The 20334-nt window shown below is 57.2% G+C and carries 22 protein-coding genes; 9 read left to right on the top strand and 13 right to left on the bottom strand.

The genetic code is table 11. The features are described from left to right. Positions 1-200: 200 nt before the first annotated feature. On the top strand, positions 201-1112 hold the full coding sequence (locus PKE98_RS22820) for an alpha/beta fold hydrolase (RefSeq protein ID WP_271197710.1): 912 nt from the start codon (positions 201-203) through the stop codon (positions 1110-1112). A gap of 78 nt (positions 1113-1190) precedes the next feature. On the opposite strand, the gene PKE98_RS22815 is transcribed toward PKE98_RS22820, so the two are convergent. Next, positions 1191-2573: a DNA recombination protein RmuC gene (locus PKE98_RS22815; protein WP_271197718.1), complete on the bottom strand. Its 1383-nt coding sequence runs from the start codon at positions 2571-2573 to the stop codon at positions 1191-1193. A gap of 167 nt (positions 2574-2740) precedes the next feature. Continuing rightward, positions 2741-3151, bottom strand: a complete 411-nt coding sequence (locus PKE98_RS22810) for a tetratricopeptide repeat protein (RefSeq protein WP_271197709.1) — start codon at positions 3149-3151, stop codon at positions 2741-2743. 648 nt (positions 3152-3799) lie between these two features. Between PKE98_RS22810 and PKE98_RS22805 the strand changes: the two genes are divergently transcribed. The 7 genes from PKE98_RS22805 (at position 3800) to PKE98_RS22775 (ending at position 8759) form a co-directional block, all read left to right on the top strand. Next, positions 3800-4792: a D-cysteine desulfhydrase gene (locus PKE98_RS22805; protein ID WP_271197717.1), complete on the top strand. Its 993-nt coding sequence runs from the start codon at positions 3800-3802 to the stop codon at positions 4790-4792. Positions 4793-4913: 121 nt separating this feature from the next. Continuing rightward, on the top strand, positions 4914-5714 hold the full coding sequence (tcyJ, locus tag PKE98_RS22800) for a cystine ABC transporter substrate-binding protein (protein WP_271197708.1): 801 nt from the start codon (positions 4914-4916) through the stop codon (positions 5712-5714). A gap of 13 nt (positions 5715-5727) precedes the next feature. Beyond that, positions 5728-6393 (top strand): cystine ABC transporter permease, encoded by a 666-nt coding sequence (tcyL, locus tag PKE98_RS22795; RefSeq protein ID WP_271197706.1) that lies wholly within the window; start codon positions 5728-5730, stop codon positions 6391-6393. Between the two features lie 7 nt (positions 6394-6400). Next, positions 6401-7156: an L-cystine ABC transporter ATP-binding protein TcyN gene (gene tcyN / locus PKE98_RS22790; protein WP_271197715.1), complete on the top strand. Its 756-nt coding sequence runs from the start codon at positions 6401-6403 to the stop codon at positions 7154-7156. A 205-nt stretch (positions 7157-7361) separates the two neighbouring features. Next, positions 7362-7574, top strand: coding sequence for a cold-shock protein (locus PKE98_RS22785; RefSeq protein ID WP_108095560.1), 213 nt, complete (start codon positions 7362-7364; stop codon positions 7572-7574). A gap of 607 nt (positions 7575-8181) precedes the next feature. After that, positions 8182-8418, top strand: coding sequence for a hypothetical protein (locus PKE98_RS22780; protein ID WP_271197704.1), 237 nt, complete (start codon positions 8182-8184; stop codon positions 8416-8418). Between the two features lie 53 nt (positions 8419-8471). Continuing rightward, entirely contained in the window at positions 8472-8759 is a 288-nt protein-coding gene (locus tag PKE98_RS22775; protein WP_271197703.1) for a DUF3509 domain-containing protein, read from the top strand. Positions 8760-8835: 76 nt separating this feature from the next. Here the strand turns inward: PKE98_RS22775 and PKE98_RS22770 are convergent, their stop codons facing one another. From PKE98_RS22770 to PKE98_RS22750, 5 genes are all read right to left on the bottom strand, one after another. After that, complete coding sequence (locus tag PKE98_RS22770; RefSeq protein WP_271197702.1) at positions 8836-9126, bottom strand: hypothetical protein; 291 nt, start codon at positions 9124-9126, stop codon at positions 8836-8838. Between the two features lie 66 nt (positions 9127-9192). Then, positions 9193-9480 carry a hypothetical protein gene (locus PKE98_RS22765; RefSeq protein WP_271197700.1) on the bottom strand — a complete coding sequence of 96 codons (288 nt, stop codon included), beginning with the start codon at positions 9478-9480 and terminating at the stop codon, positions 9193-9195. 286 nt (positions 9481-9766) lie between these two features. Continuing rightward, on the bottom strand, positions 9767-10594 hold the full coding sequence (gene nadE / locus PKE98_RS22760) for an NAD(+) synthase (protein ID WP_271197698.1): 828 nt from the start codon (positions 10592-10594) through the stop codon (positions 9767-9769). A gap of 1 nt (position 10595) precedes the next feature. Next, a complete protein-coding gene (pncB, locus tag PKE98_RS22755) occupies positions 10596-11822 on the bottom strand; it encodes a nicotinate phosphoribosyltransferase (RefSeq protein ID WP_271197697.1) in 1227 nt (408 codons plus the stop codon). 10 nt (positions 11823-11832) lie between these two features. Continuing rightward, positions 11833-12480, bottom strand: coding sequence for a nicotinamidase (locus PKE98_RS22750; protein ID WP_271197695.1), 648 nt, complete (start codon positions 12478-12480; stop codon positions 11833-11835). Positions 12481-12651: 171 nt separating this feature from the next. Here PKE98_RS22750 and PKE98_RS22745 point away from each other — a divergent pair, with 171 nt between their 5' ends. Then, positions 12652-13359, top strand: a complete 708-nt coding sequence (locus PKE98_RS22745) for an NUDIX hydrolase (protein WP_271197693.1) — start codon at positions 12652-12654, stop codon at positions 13357-13359. 10 nt (positions 13360-13369) lie between these two features. Here the strand turns inward: PKE98_RS22745 and PKE98_RS22740 are convergent, their stop codons facing one another. The 6 genes from PKE98_RS22740 to PKE98_RS22715 all read right to left on the bottom strand — a co-directional run bounded on the left by PKE98_RS22740 (position 13370) and on the right by PKE98_RS22715 (position 20331). Beyond that, positions 13370-14536: an ABC transporter permease gene (locus tag PKE98_RS22740; RefSeq protein ID WP_271197691.1), complete on the bottom strand. Its 1167-nt coding sequence runs from the start codon at positions 14534-14536 to the stop codon at positions 13370-13372. A gap of 10 nt (positions 14537-14546) precedes the next feature. Then, positions 14547-15209, bottom strand: a complete 663-nt coding sequence (locus tag PKE98_RS22735) for an ABC transporter ATP-binding protein (protein WP_271197690.1) — start codon at positions 15207-15209, stop codon at positions 14547-14549. After that, positions 15197-16468, bottom strand: coding sequence for an efflux RND transporter periplasmic adaptor subunit (locus PKE98_RS22730; RefSeq protein ID WP_271197689.1), 1272 nt, complete (start codon positions 16466-16468; stop codon positions 15197-15199). Before PKE98_RS22730 ends, PKE98_RS22735 begins: the two co-directional genes overlap by 13 nt. Continuing rightward, positions 16468-18105: a carbon-nitrogen hydrolase family protein gene (locus tag PKE98_RS22725; RefSeq protein ID WP_271197688.1), complete on the bottom strand. Its 1638-nt coding sequence runs from the start codon at positions 18103-18105 to the stop codon at positions 16468-16470. Before PKE98_RS22725 ends, PKE98_RS22730 begins: the two co-directional genes overlap by 1 nt. A gap of 3 nt (positions 18106-18108) precedes the next feature. Then, the gene (locus tag PKE98_RS22720; protein ID WP_271197687.1) at positions 18109-19707 is read right to left on the bottom strand and encodes a TolC family protein; all 1599 of its coding nucleotides are present in this window, start codon (positions 19705-19707) and stop codon (positions 18109-18111) included. Positions 19708-20079: 372 nt separating this feature from the next. Beyond that, a complete protein-coding gene (locus tag PKE98_RS22715) occupies positions 20080-20331 on the bottom strand; it encodes a hypothetical protein (RefSeq protein WP_271197686.1) in 252 nt (83 codons plus the stop codon). Between the last annotated feature and the right edge of the window lie 3 nt (positions 20332-20334).

The raw sequence follows: 20334 nt of genomic DNA, 5'->3' as shown, positions 1-20334 counted from the left end.
AGCTGCTGCACATCGCCTATGGTGTACTCAAATCGGGACAACCCTTCGATGTGCAAAAGGCGCTTGCCCACTGATGGGCAAGACGGTATCTACGAGAGCAAAGCGGCAGCCCTAACCTTGGGTTGGACTCACCTCTGCATGCTGGTCACGGCCGCTACCACCCTTCAATACTGGCGCCCTGCCCCGATTGGACTGCCGCCATGACTGTTGCCGTACAGATCGCCTGCCCCGCCCCGATTACCCAGCAGCTGATGGTGAACAGCGCCGGCGTGCAACTGGCCACTTACCGCTGGGGAAATCCGGAGGGGCCGGTTTTGCTACTGGTACATGGCTACCCGGACAACCATGAAGTCTGGCTGCCACTTATCAACCACCTGGCTGCGGATTTTCAGATCATCGCCTATGACGTACGCGGTGCCGGCGCATCGGACCGGCCCAAACACTCGCGCCACTACCGCCTGCCGCTGTTGGCCGATGACCTTGAAGCGGTGATTCTGGCCCACAGCCCCGACTGCCCAGTCCACCTGATTGCCCATGACTGGGGCTCGATTCAAAGCTGGGAAGGCGTGACCGAACCGCGCCTGCAGAAGCACCTGGCGTCCTACACCAGCCTCTCGGGGCCGTGCCTGGACCATGTCGGCTACTGGATGGGGGAGCGCGGCAAAGCCGGCACCCTCGGTGCGCTGCGGCAACTACTCGGGCAATTGCTCAGCTCCTGGTACATCGGGTTTTTCCACTTACCGTGGATTCCGGAACTGGCCTGGCGCCATGGCATGGCCAAGCTGTGGCCGCACTTTTTGCGCCGGGTGGAGGGCATTCGCCCGGTGCGCATCAGCCGCACGCAACGTGAAGATGGCCAGCACGGCGTGAAACTCTATCGCGCCAACTTTATTCGCAGCCTGTTGACGCCCCGCCAGCGGTTTACGCAGGTGCCGGTGCAGCTGGTGGTGCTGACCCGCGACCGGTTTGTGCGGCCCCACCTGTTCGACAACTTGCAGCACTGGGCACCCAACCTTACGCGCCGGGAAGTGGCGGCCGGGCATTGGCAGTTGTTGGCCGAGCCCGCGACCTTGGCGGGGTGGATCAGGGCGTTTGTAGCGAGCATTGCGTAGGGCGAATATCCGCACCGTGGATATCCGCCTATTTACGCGTTGGTTAAACGGCGGATATCGCCCGGGGCGATATTCGCCCTACGGGGCCGGGGTGGGTTCTGCGGGTTCGTCATCATCGAAATGCGGCAACCCGGCCGCACGTTCGAGCAGCTCGCTGGGCAGGCTCTTGCTGGCTCGAGCCCCCAGCAATTTGAGGTTTTCCACCCGACTGATGATATTGCCGCGGCCATCGGCGAGCTTGTTGCGCGCGGCGGCATAGGCTTTGTCGAGTTGGCCCAGGCGGCTGCCGACTTCATCCAGGTCGACAATAAAGGCCACAAACTTGTCGTACAGCGCCCCGGCGCGCTCAGCAATTTCGCGGGCGTTCTGGCTCTGCCGCTCCTGGCGCCACAGGCTGTCGATCACCCGCAAGGTCGCCAGCAAGGTGGTGGGGCTGACGATCACGATGTTCTGTTCGAAGGCTTCCTGAAACAGCCCGGGGTCGGCCTGCAACGCCGCAGCGAAAGCGGCTTCGATGGGCACGAACAACAGCACGAAATCCAGGCTGTGCAGCCCTTCCAGGCGCTGGTAGTCCTTCAGCGATAACCCTTTCAAGTGGCTGCGCAGCGAGACCACATGCTGCTTGAGTGCTTGCTGACGAGCACCGTCGCTCTCGGCCACCACGTATTGCTGGTAGGCGGTGAGGCTGACCTTGGCGTCGACCACGACCTGGCGCTCGCCGGGTAGCTGAATTAGGACGTCCGGCTGAAAACGCGCGCCGTCCTGCCCCTTGAGGCTTACCTGGGTCTGGTATTCGCGGCCCTTTTCCAGGCCGGCATGTTCCAGCACCCGCTCCAGCACCAACTCACCCCAGTTGCCTTGGGTTTTCTGCCCTTGCAGGGCGCGGGTCAGGTTGGTGGCTTCGTCGCCCAGGCGTTGGTTCAGCAACTGCAGGCGCTCCAGTTCCTTGCTCAGGGAAAAGCGTTCGCGGGCTTCCTGTTGATAACTCTCTTCCACGCGTTTTTCGAAGGACTGGATGCGCTCCTTCAGCGGGTCGAGCAACTGGCCGAGGCGCTGCTGGCTGGTTTCGGCAAAGCGCTGCTCGCGCTCGTCGAAGATCTTGCCGGCCAGCTCGGCGAATTGCGCCCGCAGCTCATCACGGGAACCTTGCAGGTCATTCAGGCGTTGCTGGTGGTTGTCGTGCTGCTCGCGCAATTCAGCGGTCAGGCTGGCGCGCTCGGCGCTGAGCTGGCGCAGTTCAGCTTCTTTGCTTTCGCGCTCGCTGCGCCACTCCTGCGCGGCTTCGCGGGCGCGGCTGCGCTCGCTTTGCAGCAGGTCGGTTTCGCGGCGCAAGGCGGCCAGTTCGGCCTGTTGTTCGGCTTTGGTTTCAATCAGCTCGGCGATGTCGGCGCGGTAGCCGTCGAGTTGGGCAGCCAAACCATCCTGGGCCAGTTGCGCGGTACTCAGGCGTTCATCGAGCAGCGCGTTGTGCGCCTGAACCTGCGCCAAACGCCGTTGCTGTTGCCAAAGCAGCGCCAGCAACGGCACGGCAATGGCCGCCAAACCTACTAACAAAGAGGGTACATCGATAGGCATGAAAAGCTCCGCGCAAGAATGCCCGGCAGTATAACCAGCCTTGCAAGCGCGGTTTACAGTGACGCTGGCAATGCCTGCAGGCGTCGGCGGGCTTCATCGCAGCCTTGCGCAGCCGCCTGCTCCAGCCAATGCTTGGCTTCGGCCAGATCGTAATGGCGTGGCTGGCTGTAGAGGCGGCCCAACTCCAGTTGCGCGCGGCGGTCGTGGGAACGGCCGGCCTGGCGCAACAATTCAAAACCGATGCGCCGGTCGCGGGTGTTGCCACAATCGCGACAGAGCAATTCGCCCAGGCGGGTTTGCGCCACGACCACACCCTGGCGGGCAGGTTGTTTGAGCAAGCGTCCGGCAAACTGTTTGGTGCTGACCTTATGGCCAAAGCGAGGGCTATCCAATAGCCACAACGCAACGCGTAACGGAAAACGCGGCGTCGTCTGTGTAACGGCATTGATGGAATTGCGCGGCATAAAGAAGGGCGATGGCGACAGAGGGCGGCCACTTTACTCCGATTTTTTCGTGGGTAAAGTCTTGAAAAAAATGGACACCCGCGATCTAGAGCAAGCGCTTGGGACAATCCACAGAACCTGTGGATAACTCAGTGGGTAACTTGGGAGCAAGGCTCGCTAACCCCGATGGCGTGGGCCTCAAAGTCGAATTGATGATTTTTTCACCAACTCAAAAAGTCTATATTTTTCATTGACTTAATCGGCAAACAAAAAACCTGGAAGGACCTTATAGGATTTTCCGCCGTCCCTGCGAGCTCGCTTCCCAATTGTGCACAAGTTTTGACGGTCGCTCCGTTGGCGCCCTTTTTAAGGGCAGTTACAGGCGCAATAACGGGTCACTTCGCTGCCTTAAATGCTGCAAGCCTTGGAACTACTGAGGCGCGGCTTGGTCGCCGGTTAGTGAACCGACACATTTTCATCATGCAGTTGTGCTAGGTGCCCTCGTGGCAACCTCAGCAAAGTCGTTTTCCCTACCCTCAATGATTGCAACAGGCATGCGCTAAACCTGTGCAGCCCGATCAGATCGCCACCATGAACATCGCAGTTGTGAAGACCCGAATGGCTACCTATAGTCCTCTGCTTCCTACCTGCGAGTGCCTGCCGACCACCATGATCAGCCACCACCTTGAGCGCATTGCGCGCCTGCCGCTGTTTACCGCCCCGACGCCACTGGAACCGCTGCCGCGCTTGTCGGCCACGCTGGGGCGGGCTGTGTATATCAAGCGTGATGACACGACCCAGTTCGCGTTGGGCGGTAACAAGGTGCGCAAACTCGAATACCTGTTGGCCGATGCGCAACGTCAGGGCGCCGACACGCTGGTAACGGCCGGAGCCATTCAGTCCAACCACGTGCGCCAGACCGCTGCCGTTGCCGCGCGCCTGGGGCTGGGCTGTGTGGCATTGCTGGAAAACCCGATCGGCACCGCCGACCGCAATTACCTGGGCAATGGCAATCGCCTGCTGTTGGACCTGTTTGGGGCCGAGGTCGAGCTGGTCGCCAACCTCGACACAGCCGATCAACTTTTGCAGGAAACCGCCGAACGCTTGCGCGCCCAGGGCAAGCAGCCCTATGTGGTGCCTATCGGCGGCTCCAATGCCCTCGGGGCGCTGGGCTATGTGCGTGCCGGCCTTGAGCTGGCCGACCAGATCGAGGCAAGTGGCGTGAACTTCGCGGCGTTGGTACTGGCCTCCGGCAGCGCGGGCACCCACAGCGGGTTGGCGCTGGCTCTGGCCGAGCGCTTGCCGCAGTTGCCGGTGATTGGGGTGACCGTTTCGCGCCCCGTTGCGACCCAATTGCCGAAGGTGCAGGGGCTAGCCGAGCGCACCGCCGAACTGCTGGGCATGCCGGTGCCTGCCGCGCTCAAGGTGGAGTTGTGGGACGCGTATTTCGGCCCGCGTTATGGCGAACCGAATGCCGGCACGCTCGCCGCTATCAAGCTGTTGGCCAGCCAGGAAGGCATTCTGTTGGACCCGGTGTATACCGGTAAGGCGTTCGCCGGATTGCTAGATGGAATTGCCACGAAGCGGTTTTCTGGCGATGGCCCGGTGTTGTTTTTGCATACCGGTGGCTCGCCAGCGTTATTTGCTTATCAGCCTGCCTGAAAGATGCACGCAGATATTCCTAAAAGTTACCAATATCTAATTTTTAATTATTTTATTGCATATTATTTTTCGCTCTATAGTTATCCCACTCACTGCCACTCCACGGTTAAAGGGATTCGCCATGACTATTTCTGCACTGCGCCGTACCTTCATTCTCGGCGGCTTGAGCCTGTTGCTCGGCGCCAGCTTCATTGGCAACAGCCAGGCTGCTGACGACCTGCTGCAAACCATTCAGAAAAAGGGCTCGATCCAGATCGGCCTGGAAGGCACCTATCCACCGTTCAACTTTCAGGATGAGAGCGGCAAGCTGACCGGCTTCGAAGTGGAGTTTGCGGAAGCCGTAGCCAAGGAGCTTGGGGTAAAAGCCGAGTTTCAGCCTACCAAATGGGACGGCATTCTCGCGGCGCTGGAATCCAAGCGCCTGGATATCGTGGTCAATCAGGTCACCATCTCGGAAGAACGTAAGAAGAAATACGATTTCTCCAGCCCCTATACCGTTTCCGGCATCCAGGTGCTGACGCGCAAAGGCCAGGAAGACAAGTTCAGCAAACCCACCGACCTCAACGGTAAAAAAGTCGGCGTGGTACTGGGCACCAACTACGAACAGTGGTTGAAGGATAACGTGCCTGAAGCCGATATCCGTACCTATGACGATGACGCCAGCCGCAACCAGGACGTGCGTGTCGGCCGCCTCGATGCGATTCTCGGCGACCGCCTGGCCGCCTTCGAACTGATCGAAAAAACCGGTGACACCCTGGCCGTTGCCGGCAAACCCTTCGCCCCTCAGGAAGCCGGTATTGCCCTGCGCAAAGGCAACCCGCAACTGCTGGCGGCCATCGACAAGGCCATTGCCAAGCTGCGCGCCGATGGCACCCTGGAAAAACTGTCGGTGAAGTGGTTCAAGGCTGACGTGACCAAATGATTGAAGCCAAGTAATGGAAGCTAGCCTACAGCTCGCCCTGAACTCTGCGCCCTTCCTGCTCAAGGGCGCGCTCTACACCATCGTGCTAAGCCTGGGAGGCATGTTCTTCGGCCTGCTGCTGGGCTTTGCCCTGGCGCTGATGCGGCTGTCGGCACTGCGGGTGCTGAGCTGGACTTCACGCATCTATGTGTCGTTCTTTCGTGGCACGCCGCTGTTGGTGCAGCTCTTCATGATTTATTACGGCCTGCCGCAGCTGGGCATCCAACTGGACCCGCTGCCGGCTGCCCTGGTGGGTTTCTCGCTGAATATGGCGGCCTATGTCTGCGAGATTCTGCGCGCAGCCATCGGCTCTATCGACCGTGGGCAGTGGGAAGCGGCTGCCAGCATCGGCATGACCCGTGCGCAAACCCTGCGCCGGGCCATTCTGCCGCAGGCTGCGCGCACGGCTCTGCCGCCCTTGGGCAACAGCTTTATCTCGCTGGTAAAAGACACGGCCCTGGCAGCGACCATCCAGGTGCCGGAACTGTTCCGCCAGGCGCAGCTGATTACCGCGCGCACCTTTGAGATTTTCACCATGTACCTGGCTGCCGCACTGATTTACTGGGTACTTGCCAGCGCGTTGGCGCTGCTGCAAAACCACCTCGAAGCGCGGGTCAATCGCCACAACCAAGAGCCGTGAAATGCCCATGATCGAAGTACGTGGACTGACGAAAGTGTTCAATGGGCAAACGGTGCTCAAGGGCATTGATCTGGATGTGGCAGCAGGCGAAGTGGTAGCCATCATCGGCCCCAGTGGTTCGGGTAAAACGACGCTCCTGCGTTGCCTGAATCTGCTGGAAGAACCGAGCGCGGGCAGCATTCGGGTCGGCGATATGTTTATCGATGCCAGCAAGCCGTTGGCCAAACAGAAAGAGCTGATTCGCAGCCTGCGACAGCGCGTGGGTTTCGTGTTTCAGAACTTCAATCTGTTTCCTCACCGCACGGCGCTGGAGAACATTATCGAAGGGCCCATCGTGGTCAAGAAAGAGGCCCGCGCCAGCGCCATCGAACGGGCTCGGGCGTTGCTGGCGAAAGTGGGTTTGGCTGGCAAGGAAGACGCGTATCCACGGCGTCTGTCCGGCGGCCAACAGCAGCGCGTGGCCATTGCCAGGGCGCTGGCGATGCAGCCTGACGTGATTCTGTTCGATGAGCCAACCTCGGCGCTGGACCCGGAATTGGTCGGTGAAGTGCTGGCGGCGATTCGCAGTCTGGCCGAGGAAAATCGCACCATGTTGATCGTCACGCATGAAATGAGCTTTGCCCGCGACGTGGCCAATCGAGTGATTTTTATCGACCAGGGCGTGATCGTCGAACAGGGCGAAGCCAAGGCGTTGTTTGCCAACCCGCGCGAGCTGCGCACGCAACAGTTTCTGAGTAAATTCACCGAGCAGAATGGGCCGTGATTCACACCTGAAAAAAGGTGCTTTTCGGCCGTTGCGAAGGACTCGCACTCCACGAATAAACCTTGTATGGTGTTGCCACTGTGCTGCTTGTGTCACCGTGAATCGCAATGGAAGCTCGCTCTTGCCACACGACTCCTTTTACTCTTTGCACTCAGTCCCGACCTGGTCTCACGACCTCAGTTAACTTTGTTCAAGGAGCTACACCATGTCCAATCGCCAAGCTGGTACCGTTAAGTGGTTCAACGATGAAAAAGGCTACGGCTTCATCACTCCACAATCGGGCGGCGACGATCTTTTCGTACACTTCAAAGCCATCCAATCCGATGGCTTCAAAAGCCTGAAAGAAGGCCAGTCGGTTACTTTCGTAGCTGCCAAAGGCCAGAAAGGCATGCAAGCTGAAGAAGTTCAGGTTGCCTAATTCAGCCTTGCGCTGAATGTAAAAAGCCTCACTTCGGTGGGGCTTTTTTATGCCTGCGCAATCGCTGTTTTCACCACTCGACGCTGAAGCCCAGTACAAAAAAACCGGGTTTTAACCAAGACCATCTGCCTATGCATTTCAACCGTCCGTCAGACAGGCTGTTCACGGCGCGCTTTTTCCCGTAGGGTGCCGCCCGGTTAGTACCACGTCTGAAAATCAATTTAAGCCCTCCTCTACAGCCCCTCGCTCAACCGAGCCCAGCTGATGTGAAGTGCCTGATGCCAAGTGATTGCTCAAAAGCGCACCTGGCTGGCCTCCAGATAAAGCTCCACCGCCCTCTGCAAAGACCGCCGTGTTGCCTCCAACTCTGCAACGGCCAATCCGTTGATTGATCAGGTTTACCACTGGAACCGCACCTAAAAAGTGTTCCGTGAAACCTGCCCTCCGAAGTACCTACCTGCATCATCAAGTAATGTCTTTTGGCGGAACTTAATCGTGCGGTCCTGCTCCGATTAGAGTCATTTGCGCTCGCCCATTTGGCGGCCAATATCGGAGTTTTTTTGTTAGCGGCAAGAACGCCGCAAGTGTGTAGGAACATCTAATAATGATGAATACCCAACCCCAAGTTCAGGATGCCATCAGCACCCTGCGTAATGCCTTCGCCCCTCTGGCCTGCCATATCCAGGCCGTACGCAATGGCTGCTTCAGCTTCACCGTCGTCAACGACCGCGGCGTTGCCCGTCACTGCGAACGCCTGTACCCCGAGCAATACGCCAATGGCTCGTTGCAGCAGGTGATCGACCGAACACGCCAGTCACTGGCAACCAAAGGCCTGGCCGCCTGAACCTCCGGGAAGCGGGGCGGTCAGAGCTAACTCACCCGCGACGGAGCGCTGATATGCGTTATGTTAATTTCGACCTGCTCGAGAAAGCCTTCCACCCGCTGCGCCCTTCCCTTGGCCAGCGGCGGCCCGATGGCAGCGTCGTGCTCACCCTCGCTGACAGCAACGATGAAATGGCCTACAGCCGCGTCATCAGTTCCGACGAAGTGGTCAGCGCCGAAGTGTTCGGCCAGGTGGTAGAAGGCGTGCGTCGCGAGCTTTGCGTACGTGCTGGCTCGCTCTCTTCAGAGATCAGAAAACAGTTGGTGGATAACGCCGGCGTGATGAGCTACATCCCCGTCTGATTGCCCAGCCAGGCGAAAAAAAACCGGAGTCTGTTATCCACAGATTCCGGTTTTTTTATGGCCGGCTTGCCTGCACTCAGTTGCAGGTAATCACCAGGCTGCGATCGGCATAGTTGCCCGGTTCGAGTCCCAGCACGCGGTCGTCTGGCGCTGCGTCGGCGCGCCCTTTCTTACCTACGACTTCGTAACCACCGGGACAGCTCTGCGCCGCCTTTTCGTAGCAGTGTTGCCATTTAAGCGCCTGGCCCGAGCAATTGATGCTCAAGGCCTCATCACCATTTTTGGTGATGGTTTCGTTTACTGTCGCGCAACCAGCAAGTACTACCAGCAGCGTTGTTGCCAAACCGCCTTCAATCCACCTTGCCATAGTCATACCTTACGAGCGCTCAGTCAGCTTAAGCCAAACCGTTAGCCCGTCCTTTGGCAGCAACAACTAACGGCAAAGCACAATCATGTTGCGGCTGGAGAAACCGTCCGGGTTCAAACCGAAGGGGTAATTTTCATCGTAATCCCCCTCCCCCACACCCGACTTCGCCAACACTTTATACCCAGCGCTGCCGCAGTTTTTGGCGGCCTCGCTCAAGCAGTCTTCCCACGACGAACTCAACCCCGAACAACTAATGTGCAAGCCTGCTTTCTTACCGTACTTTTTGTGCACCGTAGGGGACGACGAACAACCAGCAATCGCCAGTACGGTCAGCAGTATCAAAAGACGCTTCATACAGTGTCCTTATGCGGCGCCTGTTTCAGTTTCTGGATGCAATTACGGTTCTGCTCCTGGCTGCACCTCTAACCGGGCACATGCCTCAACTGCCATCCTTAGCACCGCTCTCACCAACCTTGAGCGCTCTATGCCGAGCCTCCTGCAAACTATCGGCGAGAATAATTCCACGCGCAGTATCGCCAAACCCTGTGACCGATACAACGCATTGCTCACTGTATAAAATCAGACATATCTGCTCGGACAACGGCAACTGCAGCGACGTGTCTGACAGGCCATTCGCTGCTTACTCAGGCACTCTCGGCAACGCGCGTTTGTGCGCGGTTTTGGCAAAGGCCCGCTCAATGATTTCGGTGGCAGCAGCGGGTACGGAATTGCCAAGTAGGTAGTTGTCGATTTCCTCATAGGTGCAGCCATAGGACTCTTCATCGAGTTTGCCGGGCACCAGCTCTTCGAGGTCTGCCGTCGGCGCCTTGAATACCAGGTTATGCGGGGCGCCAAGGGCTGCTGCCAGCATGCGCACCTGACTTTTGCACAGGCCGCTCAAGGGCGCCAGATCACATGCCCCATCGCCAAATTTGGTGAAGAATCCCATCAAGGCTTCAGCAGCGTGGTCAGTGCCAACCACCAGGCCATTGGTGAAGTTGGCGATGGCGTATTGCGCCACCATACGCGAACGCGCTTTGACGTTGCCTTTGGTGAAATCGACCAAGCCGTCACTAGGCTGCAACCCTTCAATCGCCACGTTGGCCATCAGACCTTCAACACAATCGGCAATGTTCACCGTGGTTGTGAGATCGGCCTGAATAAACGCCAGCGACGCCTGGGCATCCGACTCATCGGCCTGCGCTTTATACGGCAAACGCACAGCGATGAACTGCGCCTGTTGCCCTTCTTCGCGCAGCTGCTCGACGGCCAATTGGCACAGTCGGCCGGCGGTCAGCGAATCGACGCCGCCACTGATACCCAGCACCAGCGACTTGCAGCCCGAGTTACTCAATACACCTTTGATAAAGCCGATGCGACGAGCAATTTCAGCCTGCTCCCCACCTTTTACCAACTGCCGGTCAACCCCCAGCTCCCGTGCAATTGCATCTTGCTTTGGCGTGCCCATTTCAAACTCCTACTGGCTGATTTGTGTCACGTACGCCAAAGACATTGGAGGCGTACTGCAGAAACGACGCGTCTTCACACACATTTTTGATCGGGTCGTCGGAGAACTTCACCACCGGCTCCCCATGCACCCGCACCAACTTCATCACGATGCTCAAGGGTTCAACGCCTTCCACATCGCAAGCAAGGCTGGTGCCCATACCGAAGCCGAACTTCGCCCGGCCACGCACGTGACGCAGAATCGGCAGGCATTTCTCGAAATTCAACGCGTCGGAAAACATCAATTCCTTGGTCATCGCATCGATGCCCAGCTGCTCATAGCGGGCCAGCACCTTGTCAGCCCAGACGATGGGATTGCCAGAGTCCTGACGCAGGCCGTCATACAGCTTGGCAAAATACAGATCGAAGTCTTTCAGAAAGAAGTCGGTACTGATGCAGTCCGTCAGGGCAATCCCCAGGCGCCCGCGGTACTCGTGCACCCAATTTTCCAGCGCCACGTTCTGGCTCTCGCGCAGACGACTGAGCTGCTGGTGAACCATCAGCCACTGGTGGGCCATGGTGCCAATCAACGGCAGGTCAAACTCGTAGGCGATATGGGCGTTGCTGGTGCCGACAAATACACCGGGGAAGTCCCGACGCATGATATCGACCACTTCGCGTTGAGCCTTGAACGACAGACGTCGGCGGGTGGAAAAATCAGATACACGAAAGTCCGCGAGCTCTTCCTTGCTGACATTTTTCTCCAGCCACTCAAACTTCTGATAGAGCTTGCGTGTGACATCTTCGAGTTCGACCTGCGCATATTTTTCGCGGTTGCGCAGCTCGCTTACTAACGCCAGCACCGGCTGTTCAAACATGATGCAGTGCAACATCGGCCCACGAACCCTGATGTTCAACTGCCCATCCACTTCATTGACCAGAATGTAGCGCAGGTTGAAGCGGAACAAGCCAAGGAACTGTTCAAAGTCGGCGGTGAGGTATTCGCGGCGCTTGCTGAAGAGAAACCGCAATTCGTCATCGCGCATGCGCAGACCAGCCAGCTTCTCCAACTCTTCACGGATTTCCGGAATCAGGTGCCCAAGATTTTCCTTCGAACGCACAATGAACTGGTACTCCACATCGACGTTCGGGTGTTGGTGCAACACCGCCTGCATCATGGTGAAGGTGTAATAGTCGGTATCCAGAAGACTCTGAATCACCCCGCCTTCGCGGCTGTATGCACTTTCCATGGTGATGTCCTTATTGGCCTGCCAGTGAGGCTAACTGTTCGCGACTGCTGGCCATGCGAATGCCCGCCGCACGCATATCGGCAACCGCCTGATTGGCGCCATCTTCGCTAATCGCGCGGCAAGCGGGAAGAAAAACCATCACAGCAAATCCGGCAGCAGCCAGCTGCAGCGCTGTGGTCTTGACGCAAAAATCCAATGCCAAGCCGCCGACAATCACCCGCTCGATACCCTGGCCTTTCAAATACTCGATAACGCCAGTGGATAACTTATTGTGCAGGTCGTGGTAGCAGGCGCCGTAGGGGTGCAGATCAGGCTCCACGCCCTTCCAGACAAAATAGTCATAGTCATAGGGCGTAGGCAGCTCATCCAGCAACGCGAACCCGGGCGTGCCCGGCACGCAGTGGCTGACCCAGGTGATGTCGGCATGTTCAAGGCCGGTTGGCTGAAGCATCTGCGCATGCTCGGCGACCACCCAGGGCGCCATGGGCGTGTGGGCATCTTTGCTACCAACGCGCAGACGCGCCAGGCTTGCCATGAAGTTGAGTTCGGCGCCTATCAGGTCGCCGCCGGTCACGGGCAACTCATCCGGGCACAGCGGGGTGAAACTTTTTTGCGCATCAACATCGAAGGAAGCGGTTTTCATCGTCGAGCTCTGCATAGCGGCTTCTCCTGTGAATGAAGCACAAAGTACACGTCATGTACTTTTGTTTCAAGCTATGGAATACAGATTAATCGAGAATTTCCGCACCAACTCAATTCAAACTTGAAATTCGCGTACACGACATATACCTTCGTGAGCAGCTGTCCCACCCTGCCGATTGAAAGTGCCATGCCAACAGACCGCGAAGAAAAAAGCGCTTATCTGCACACTGTCGACCTGTGCGTGCTGCGCTACTGCAGCGACAGCCAAAGCCTGCAGGTGCTGCTCAATAAACGCCAAGCCGCTCCATTTGCCGACCACTGGGCGTTACCGGGCCTAGTGGTCAATGGTGACAAAGCCGACCTGAGCCTGGACGACGCCGTAAAGCGCCTGGAAAACTCTACCAAGGTCGGCATGCCGCTCGCCTATATCGAGCAAGTGGGTACTGTAGGCGATGCATTCCGTGATCCGCGGTGCTGGTCTTCTTCGACGTTTTACCTGGGCATTGTCAGCGGCAATCCGACGCTGCGCAGCCATCAGGCGTTTTTCTCACTGAGCGAAGTAGCATCCGGCGCCCTCAAGCTGCCGTTCGATCACAACCAATTGGTGGCTGCCAGCCATGAGCGGTTACTGTCCAAGGCGCTTTACAGCAGTTTGCCGCTGATGTTCCTGGACACTGAATTTAGCGCACCGCAAGCGGTGAATATCTTCTCGGTGGTGTTAAGCCGCCCCGTGCTGAAAACCAGCATGCGTCAGCGACTGTTGAAAATGACCGAAGCCGGCCACCTGCTGGAAACCGGACGCAAGAAACAGGGTGAAGGTGGACGCCCACAAGCCACGCTGCAAAATCTGAGACCCACGAGTCTGTACATGTTCGACCGCTGTTTCCAGGATTAGGCCAGCGGTTTCAAATGTCCTGCATGGCCTTGATGGGTTGTATCGCCGCTGCTTTCAACGCCGGGTAAAGGCCGCTGCAAAGCGCACAGACCAGGGTGACCCCGGCGCTGAGAAGAAACAGCGAAGGCGAGAGCGTAAAGGCCCAGCCGGAGAACTGGCACCATAGGTACATGATGCTGATAGCAATGCCGAAGCCGATCAGCATGCCACCGCCAAATATGCCCAGCACTTCAAATAGTGTCTGCAGAATCAGATCCTGAGGCGTTGCTCCAATTGCCAGGCGAATGCCGAACTCACGACGGCGCTGACCAATCTGCGCCAGCATCGCGTTAACCATTGCCACTGTCGAAATCAACATGATCAAAGCGCCTACCAGGACCGCCACCAGACGCACCTGATCAAGCAATTGATTGAGTGGTATCAGCCGAGAGCCAGGCCAATCCAGGGAAAACTGCAGATTCGGATAGCGCAGTTGCATAAATTGTCCGACCTCAGCGAGGGCGGGAAAAGCATCGGCCTCACTGCCAAGACGCAGGGTGATCGCTAACGTAGGGAGCGCTGTCTGTCCGCCCATCACTGCGTATGCCTTGTCGAAGGATGTCACCACCACGCTGCCCGATTCACCATTGAGTATCGAGCGAAGAAAACCCGCCTGCCGGAAGGTACCGCCCAGCACGCAGCGACTGCCGCTCAGACGTAGCGTTCGTCGCGAGGTCAGCGGCACACTCGCGACGTCGAGATAGCAGTCATCTACGCTGGCGAGCCGGCCTGAAGCCAGTGCCATTGCCAGCTCGGAAAAGTCATCCGGATCAAACCCCAACACACTGGCGTCGCGCTGCACACCTTGATCATCCAACATCACACTACCGCGCAGATAGGTCGCTTGCAGGGTGAACCTGCCTGAGGTCGTGCCCAGAACAGAAAGCGCCTGCTCATCAATCAACCGTCCTTTCTTTCGGTGGAAATCGGCAACATCGCTGGTCCCTGCCGCAAGAAAAAGAACCTGTGTACCGATCTCCTCCTTGATAAGCCTCAGCCGCTCTTGCGCCATCGCGGCCACCCCAATGGCTGCCACCAACACTGCCGTGCCGATCACGACACCAAACGCGGTAAGGAAGACGAAACGTGGATCGGCTCGCAACTGATCCAGCGCCAGATAAAAGTTGAGGGCAAGCATTTGCAGCGCTCTAGACAACCTGGCCATTGATCAACTCGATGGTGCGATCGCATTTGCTGGCGAGCAGCGGATCGTGGGTGACGATAAAGAACGTCATGCCTATCTCGGCGCGCAACGTAGTGAAAAGGCGAAAGATATCTGCCGAGGTGGCAGGGTCCAGATTGCCGGTGGGCTCATCCGCCAACACCAGCCCTGGACAACAGGCAATGGCACGGGCAATGGACACTCGTTGCTGCTGCCCCCCGGAAATTTGATGAGGATACGCCCCGGCCTTGGATTTCAGGCCCACGCGTTCTAGCGCCTGCCTCGCCTGGGAGATGCACTGATCGGCCCTGTAACCCCGGTATTTGAGGGCAAGGGCAACGTTGTCCAGCAGGTTCAGCCGCGCCAGCAGATTGAATGACTGGAAGACAAATCCAAGGGCCTCTCGCCGCACCGAAGAGCGTTGTCGTTGCGACAACGCCGTCACATCCTGCCCGGCTAGCAGGTACTGCCCCTGATCAGGCACATCGAGCAGGCCGAGAATATTCATCATGGTGGTTTTGCCAGAACCGGAGCCGCCTACGAGCGCGACGATTTCTCCAGGCTGTACGACAAAACTGACATGGTCGAGCACCGCCGGCTGACCGCCGAACGACTTGCTCACATTACTTACCCGGATCAACGGCCCCATGGCGTGCCCTCCGCAACCAGGGCGATGCATTCACCCTCCAGCAGCCCGCCAGTGATCAGCGCCATACCAGCCTGCTCCACACTCACCACCACACGTCGGCGCGTGTACTGCGCTGCAAATTCGGCACAAGGCCGCACATACACAAAACGCTCACCACCTTCATTCAGCACAGCGCCGGCTGGCACCGGCATGCCAAGCTGCGGTAGTGCCTTGCTCACCATCACCTTGCGAATTCCAGCAAGGTCAAAAGTCGGATCAGACAAGGCAATTCGAACCTGTGCCACAGACTCGCCGGAGGCAGACGTACCACTGTCATACGGCGCCCGGATAATGTCCTGCACGATGCCCTGAACCGCTAGCGACGCTTCACCTTTGCTGTGTACTTGCACGGAATCGCCAGGGCGAAAGTGGGCCAACATCGCAGGACTTACATCGACCTTGACCAACCGGCTAGTGGACTCGAGATAAAACAGTGCCTCCCCGGCCTTGATGCTATCGCCCACTCTCCAGACGCTGGAGTCGTGGGTTATAGCCGGGGCATAGCGCCGTAAGTGCCCGGCAAACGGAGCACGAATGGTTAAATTGGCCTGGGCCTTGGCCAACTGATCACGCTCCAGCTGGGCAGCCTGCAACTGGTTGTAAACCTTCAGGTGGTGGGCCGGCCCCAGCGAACGGGCATCGGCAAACTCGCGCTCAGCCGCCGCCAACGCCAACCTATCGGCCTCCAGTTGAACGCGCGCATCAGCGTGCTCTTTGCCGGACACCAGGCCGCGCTGAAACAACTCTTGCACCTTCTGAAAGGACGATTCGGCGTAGCGGTACCTTTGCTTGCCACCTTCGACTGTTGCCTGGAGCTTTCTCAGGTCAGGACTGCTGTTCTGCGCATACAGCTGCAAGGTGGCACGCAGCTCCGCGAGCTTACTGTCGTTATCCAAACGCTTCAGCGTCAGCTCGACACTTTCCACCACAGCCAGCTGTGCATCGGCTTCGACCGTTTCATCGGTAGCTTCGTGCAAATACTGCACAACGCCGTCGATGGGCGCACGTACCGTCAACGTCTGTGCGGCCACCACGCTGCCTTCAAGTTCGACGGGGTACATTTGGGTTACTGGCGACTGCTGCGACACCATCGGAATGTGCCCCTCAAGGGTCTCGGGCAATGGCTGGGCAATGACCAAGGAACGCTCCCACAGGTGGTCCGTTAAAGCCAAAAGCGCCGCCGCCGAAGCCAGGGTCAAAAACACATATTTGACGCGCATCAATCGGCCTTCCCTGGCAACCACTTGCGACGCACGTAAAGGACCGCGCCTTGTGCAACGTAACAAAAAGCCAAGGTACCGATCAGCCAGGCGGAAACCTGGCGCAGCAGCGCCAGAGCGCCATTCAACGCGGTGAACTCAGGCACAGTCACGGTCGCGCTAACCCACTCCTGCCCCCAAGACTGTTGCAGCAGGGCCTGATCGAGATAGCCCTGCGCGTTCACCTGTGTCGATCCGCCGCCCTTCACGGCGCGCACCACAGGCACCTGCCATTGAGTGGTCCAACGCCGCTCGTGCGCCATATGCGCCCACAGCGCCGCCCGGTATGTGGAAGAGCCCGGCTGACCAAAGCTGTCGAGGTTGGACTGACTGACCAACAGTCCCGGCCGCGCGTCCAGGCGCGTCTCAACGACGGCCTGGTCAATAGATTCAAAGCAGGTAAGCGGAATGATCCGAACCCCTTTCACCATTCCTTGGTGGTAGTCATAGGAGGGTGCCCGGGACTCCACCTTGACGCCCAGCCACCTGAACGGTGCAACCGCCCAGGACGGTGTGTATTCGGCAAAGGGGATGGTTTTTGCTTTGTCGGCGTAACCTTGTAACTGACCTTGGTTGATCAGTTGCGACGATACTCGCGTGTTCTTGGCGCGCCCAGGCTCCGTCGGCTCTTCATCAGGGGAAGCCTGAACGGCAGACAGCAAAAACGCGACCTCGCGCTCAGCCGAAAAGCGTTTTAGCGCCTCGAGGGCAGCATTGGCAGAAGTGGGGTCGTCGGCAAAATTGAACGAAAAGACATTCTCGGAAAACACAACCAGATCGGCCCCGCCCCCGGGGCCATCAGTAATCTGTCGAACGAACTTCTCGATGTCCGTTGCGGAGGCGAGCTTCTGGGAATACACGTTCCCGGCTTGCACCAGGGCCACGGTGAGGCTGCGCGAGGTTGCCAAGGACGAATACCACACCGCCGCATAGTCCAACACCAACAGTGTCAGAACGATTGGCAGTGCTCGAAGCAGAGGCCGAAGGCTGGCCTCGGCAGCGGCCTTCGCCAGATAGGCGCTGAACAAAATGGCCAGTAGCTCAATGGCAGTCGTGCCGATGAAAAAAGCGCCTCCACTGAGCGCATCGGCATGCATCAAGGAGATAAACGGATTTACGCCGAACACCGAAGGCCAATGATTAACTAGCACCACCCCAAGACAAGCCACCTGCAACAGGTGACGGGCATGCCAGTAACGGTAAACGATCAGGAAAAGCGCGTTTCCACCGCACCAGAGCAACCACAAAAGCGCGCTTAACAAGCCCGCGCCTGCTGTACCTACGGCGACCATATCGGCGATGGCCGTGGGCACCCAATACGTCACCATCGCGATGGTAAGCACTGAGGTCACTAGAGAGAACAGCACCACCTCGGCTGCAGCCCGCAGGCGGCCGACTACATACATAGCAGGCGTAAACGCGACCAAGGCCAGGTAAGGCGCCAAACCTGACTCATAGGCGAATGCCAAACCAAACGGAACGGCGCAGACCAACGCCAGCAGAAACAACCCCAGTAAGCGATTAGCTCTGTGCCATTTGCGGGAAGTGCCGTTGCATAGCCACGTATGCCGGTTGAGCGCATGGAGTCCGGAACGCATAAACTATTCCTTCGCCATCGCGCGCGGGGATTTGCTTAAGGTTCCCGACGAGCACTCTACCGAAGAAAGCTCATCGACAAACTCTTTCAATTTACCTAGCTCTTTATAAAGCCGAGCAGCCGCAACGATGTACCTGGAGTTAGCGTCGATATATTCGCTCTGCGCTTGGTCCAAATTACTCTGAGCGGAATAAACCATAAACGCCGTGGACCGGCCGCTATCAATTTTCAAGCGTTCATTAGCCAGATTTTTACTGGCCACTTCAATTTTCTTCTTGATTAGTTGCACGTACTGATAAGCACTTGAAAGTCCACGTTTGGCGGCAGCACGACGAACATTCACGCGCAATTTAGCGTCCTGCAACTCAAGCTTTCGCTCCTCGAGCGCCAGGCGTGATTTACGCAACGCCGCTCGCGCAGAATAATCGTTTAGTGTTTTACTCATTTCTAGACCGACATAGGACTGCGATCGCCAACCGCCGTAGTTCCGGTGTTCATGAGCACTGGAAGAAAACCGGTTAGCCCATCCCTTGCCGGTCGATGCCACGACATCAAGTTCAATGGCATCACCGTCTTTCGCGGCAGTACGTTGTTGCTCGGCAATTTGCACATTTATCTTGGCTGCCTCAATTTCGGCAGCCATAGATGAAAAATCGGCGTGAGTGGCACTGCCTACGTCAATTTGCGGAAAGTTGCGCACGCGTTGGCCATCTTCCACTGCCAAACCACTGAATACCCGTAGTTGATCGATGGCATCTTTTTCTGCCTGCCGGGCATAGGCCAGCTCAAGTTCACCTTGAGAAACAGAAAACTGAGCTTGTTCCATTTCACTCTTGGCCAAGACGCCCTGGCTTACTTGGGCCTGCGTCGCCGCCATAAAGTCTTTGGATGCTTGTAACGAGCGCTCGGCCTGCAAAACATTTTGTTGGCAAGAGAGCAGGTCCGAATACACGGCCACCGTTCTCAGCAGGTCTTCCTGAATGAACACTTCGTGGCTCAGATGGGCCTGGGCGATGGCAAGCCTGCCGATATTCAACTCCACCGAAGCGGGAGCACCAGCGCCACGTAGCAGCGGCTGCCGGACCTCCAGCTGATAGGAGTGCTGGGAACTTCGAATGGTGTTGTCGCCAGCCAGATTATCGCTGCTCTTGTGGTGCCCCAACTCCTTTCCCACGCTAAGCCCCAGCGTTGCGCCTCCCGGTAGGCGCTGTGTAGCAGTAATTGTGAGGCTGCTGTCTGTCGCAGCGGATCCAAACTGCTGCGCCTTCACCCCATCTCTATTCACCTCGTCACTTGAACTGTTTACAGCGCGACTGAGTACCTTAAAGACAGGCCTATAGTAGGTATCGATAACCTTCTGATCCTCTTCAGTTTCACGCAAACGCAACGCCATACTGCGATATTCGTCACTGGCTCTACGCGCCACGACGACATCATCAAGCGTTACGTCAGTTTCACCCTCACAAAATAAATGATCTGTAACTGTATAGGGCTCTGCAAACGTATTTAATCCGGGTAAAAACACCAATGAAAAACCCAGAATTGATTGTGCTCGCCGACTCAGTAAAAATGGCAGATTAAATGGAGTTTTAAAAGAAAGCACGGATGACCGCCCCCAGAGCGGCCGTTCTTCCCTTAACGGCCTTTGAACAACTGAATTATTCCCAAACGGTCGCGGAAGATTTAGGGGTAAAGCCTGGTCTGAATGGAGTGTTCCAGCGCACTACACCATTGCTATCCGAACTTTTTGCACTGCTGGAGCACGTTGCGCCCTTGCAGGCATAAACTTTCACCGGTTTCGTGCAAGATTTACCATCCCACCCGGGGTTCTTATACGAATAAGAAAAGCTTGAGCCGCTTCCAGATTGCGTAAGGCACTGTCGTGCAGCACTGTTATCACTATTACTGGACGCAAAAGCTGTCGAACAGCCGAAAGCACCAGCTACCAACAAGCCCAGAGTTAAATGATTAAATTTCATTTCTTTTGCACTCCAAATAAAAATTGCCGCCATAAATATTTACGGCGAAGTGCAAATTTACGAACTTCAGGAAAATTTTTATGTAAGAACTTTCGATAAAAAGCATTCAATACAGACGAAAGATTGAAGCCAAACAACATCTCACTGCGGGATGGTTCTGCTGAACCAATCGGACCTGGCACAAGCACCGAGAAAAGGAGCGCTTCGTGACTTTTCGAAGGAAATAAAAAAGGTCCAGACGCTTTCACGTC

The organism is Pseudomonas turukhanskensis (assembly GCF_027922365.1).
In the GTDB taxonomy this organism is placed as follows: Bacteria; Pseudomonadota; Gammaproteobacteria; order Pseudomonadales; family Pseudomonadaceae; genus Aquipseudomonas; species Aquipseudomonas turukhanskensis.
Note: the sequence above shows the minus strand (reverse complement) of the source record. Positions and strands in the feature narration are given on the sequence as shown.

Bases quoted from the DNA above. Each gene is read 5' to 3' on its own strand.
- PKE98_RS22725 (WP_271197688.1), bottom strand. From the start codon at position 18,105: ATGCGTTCCGGACTCCATGCGCTCAACCGGCATACGTGGCTATGCAAC.
- PKE98_RS22805 (WP_271197717.1), top strand. From the start codon at position 3,800: ATGATCAGCCACCACCTTGAGCGCATTGCGCGCCTGCCGCTGTTTACC.
- pncB (WP_271197697.1), bottom strand. From the start codon at position 11,822: ATGGAAAGTGCATACAGCCGCGAAGGCGGGGTGATTCAGAGTCTTCTG.
- nadE (WP_271197698.1), bottom strand. From the start codon at position 10,594: ATGGGCACGCCAAAGCAAGATGCAATTGCACGGGAGCTGGGGGTTGAC.
- PKE98_RS22770 (WP_271197702.1), bottom strand. From the start codon at position 9,126: ATGGCAAGGTGGATTGAAGGCGGTTTGGCAACAACGCTGCTGGTAGTA.
- PKE98_RS22820 (WP_271197710.1), top strand. From the start codon at position 201: ATGACTGTTGCCGTACAGATCGCCTGCCCCGCCCCGATTACCCAGCAG.
- PKE98_RS22785 (WP_108095560.1), top strand. From the start codon at position 7,362: ATGTCCAATCGCCAAGCTGGTACCGTTAAGTGGTTCAACGATGAAAAA.
- PKE98_RS22740 (WP_271197691.1), bottom strand. From the start codon at position 14,536: ATGCTTGCCCTCAACTTTTATCTGGCGCTGGATCAGTTGCGAGCCGAT.
- PKE98_RS22735 (WP_271197690.1), bottom strand. From the start codon at position 15,209: ATGGGGCCGTTGATCCGGGTAAGTAATGTGAGCAAGTCGTTCGGCGGT.
- PKE98_RS22745 (WP_271197693.1), top strand. From the start codon at position 12,652: ATGCCAACAGACCGCGAAGAAAAAAGCGCTTATCTGCACACTGTCGAC.
- PKE98_RS22810 (WP_271197709.1), bottom strand. From the start codon at position 3,151: ATGCCGCGCAATTCCATCAATGCCGTTACACAGACGACGCCGCGTTTT.
- PKE98_RS22780 (WP_271197704.1), top strand. From the start codon at position 8,182: ATGAATACCCAACCCCAAGTTCAGGATGCCATCAGCACCCTGCGTAAT.
- tcyL (WP_271197706.1), top strand. From the start codon at position 5,728: ATGGAAGCTAGCCTACAGCTCGCCCTGAACTCTGCGCCCTTCCTGCTC.
- PKE98_RS22765 (WP_271197700.1), bottom strand. From the start codon at position 9,480: ATGAAGCGTCTTTTGATACTGCTGACCGTACTGGCGATTGCTGGTTGT.
- PKE98_RS22750 (WP_271197695.1), bottom strand. From the start codon at position 12,480: ATGCAGAGCTCGACGATGAAAACCGCTTCCTTCGATGTTGATGCGCAA.
- tcyN (WP_271197715.1), top strand. From the start codon at position 6,401: ATGATCGAAGTACGTGGACTGACGAAAGTGTTCAATGGGCAAACGGTG.
- PKE98_RS22730 (WP_271197689.1), bottom strand. From the start codon at position 16,468: ATGCGCGTCAAATATGTGTTTTTGACCCTGGCTTCGGCGGCGGCGCTT.
- tcyJ (WP_271197708.1), top strand. From the start codon at position 4,914: ATGACTATTTCTGCACTGCGCCGTACCTTCATTCTCGGCGGCTTGAGC.
- PKE98_RS22775 (WP_271197703.1), top strand. From the start codon at position 8,472: ATGCGTTATGTTAATTTCGACCTGCTCGAGAAAGCCTTCCACCCGCTG.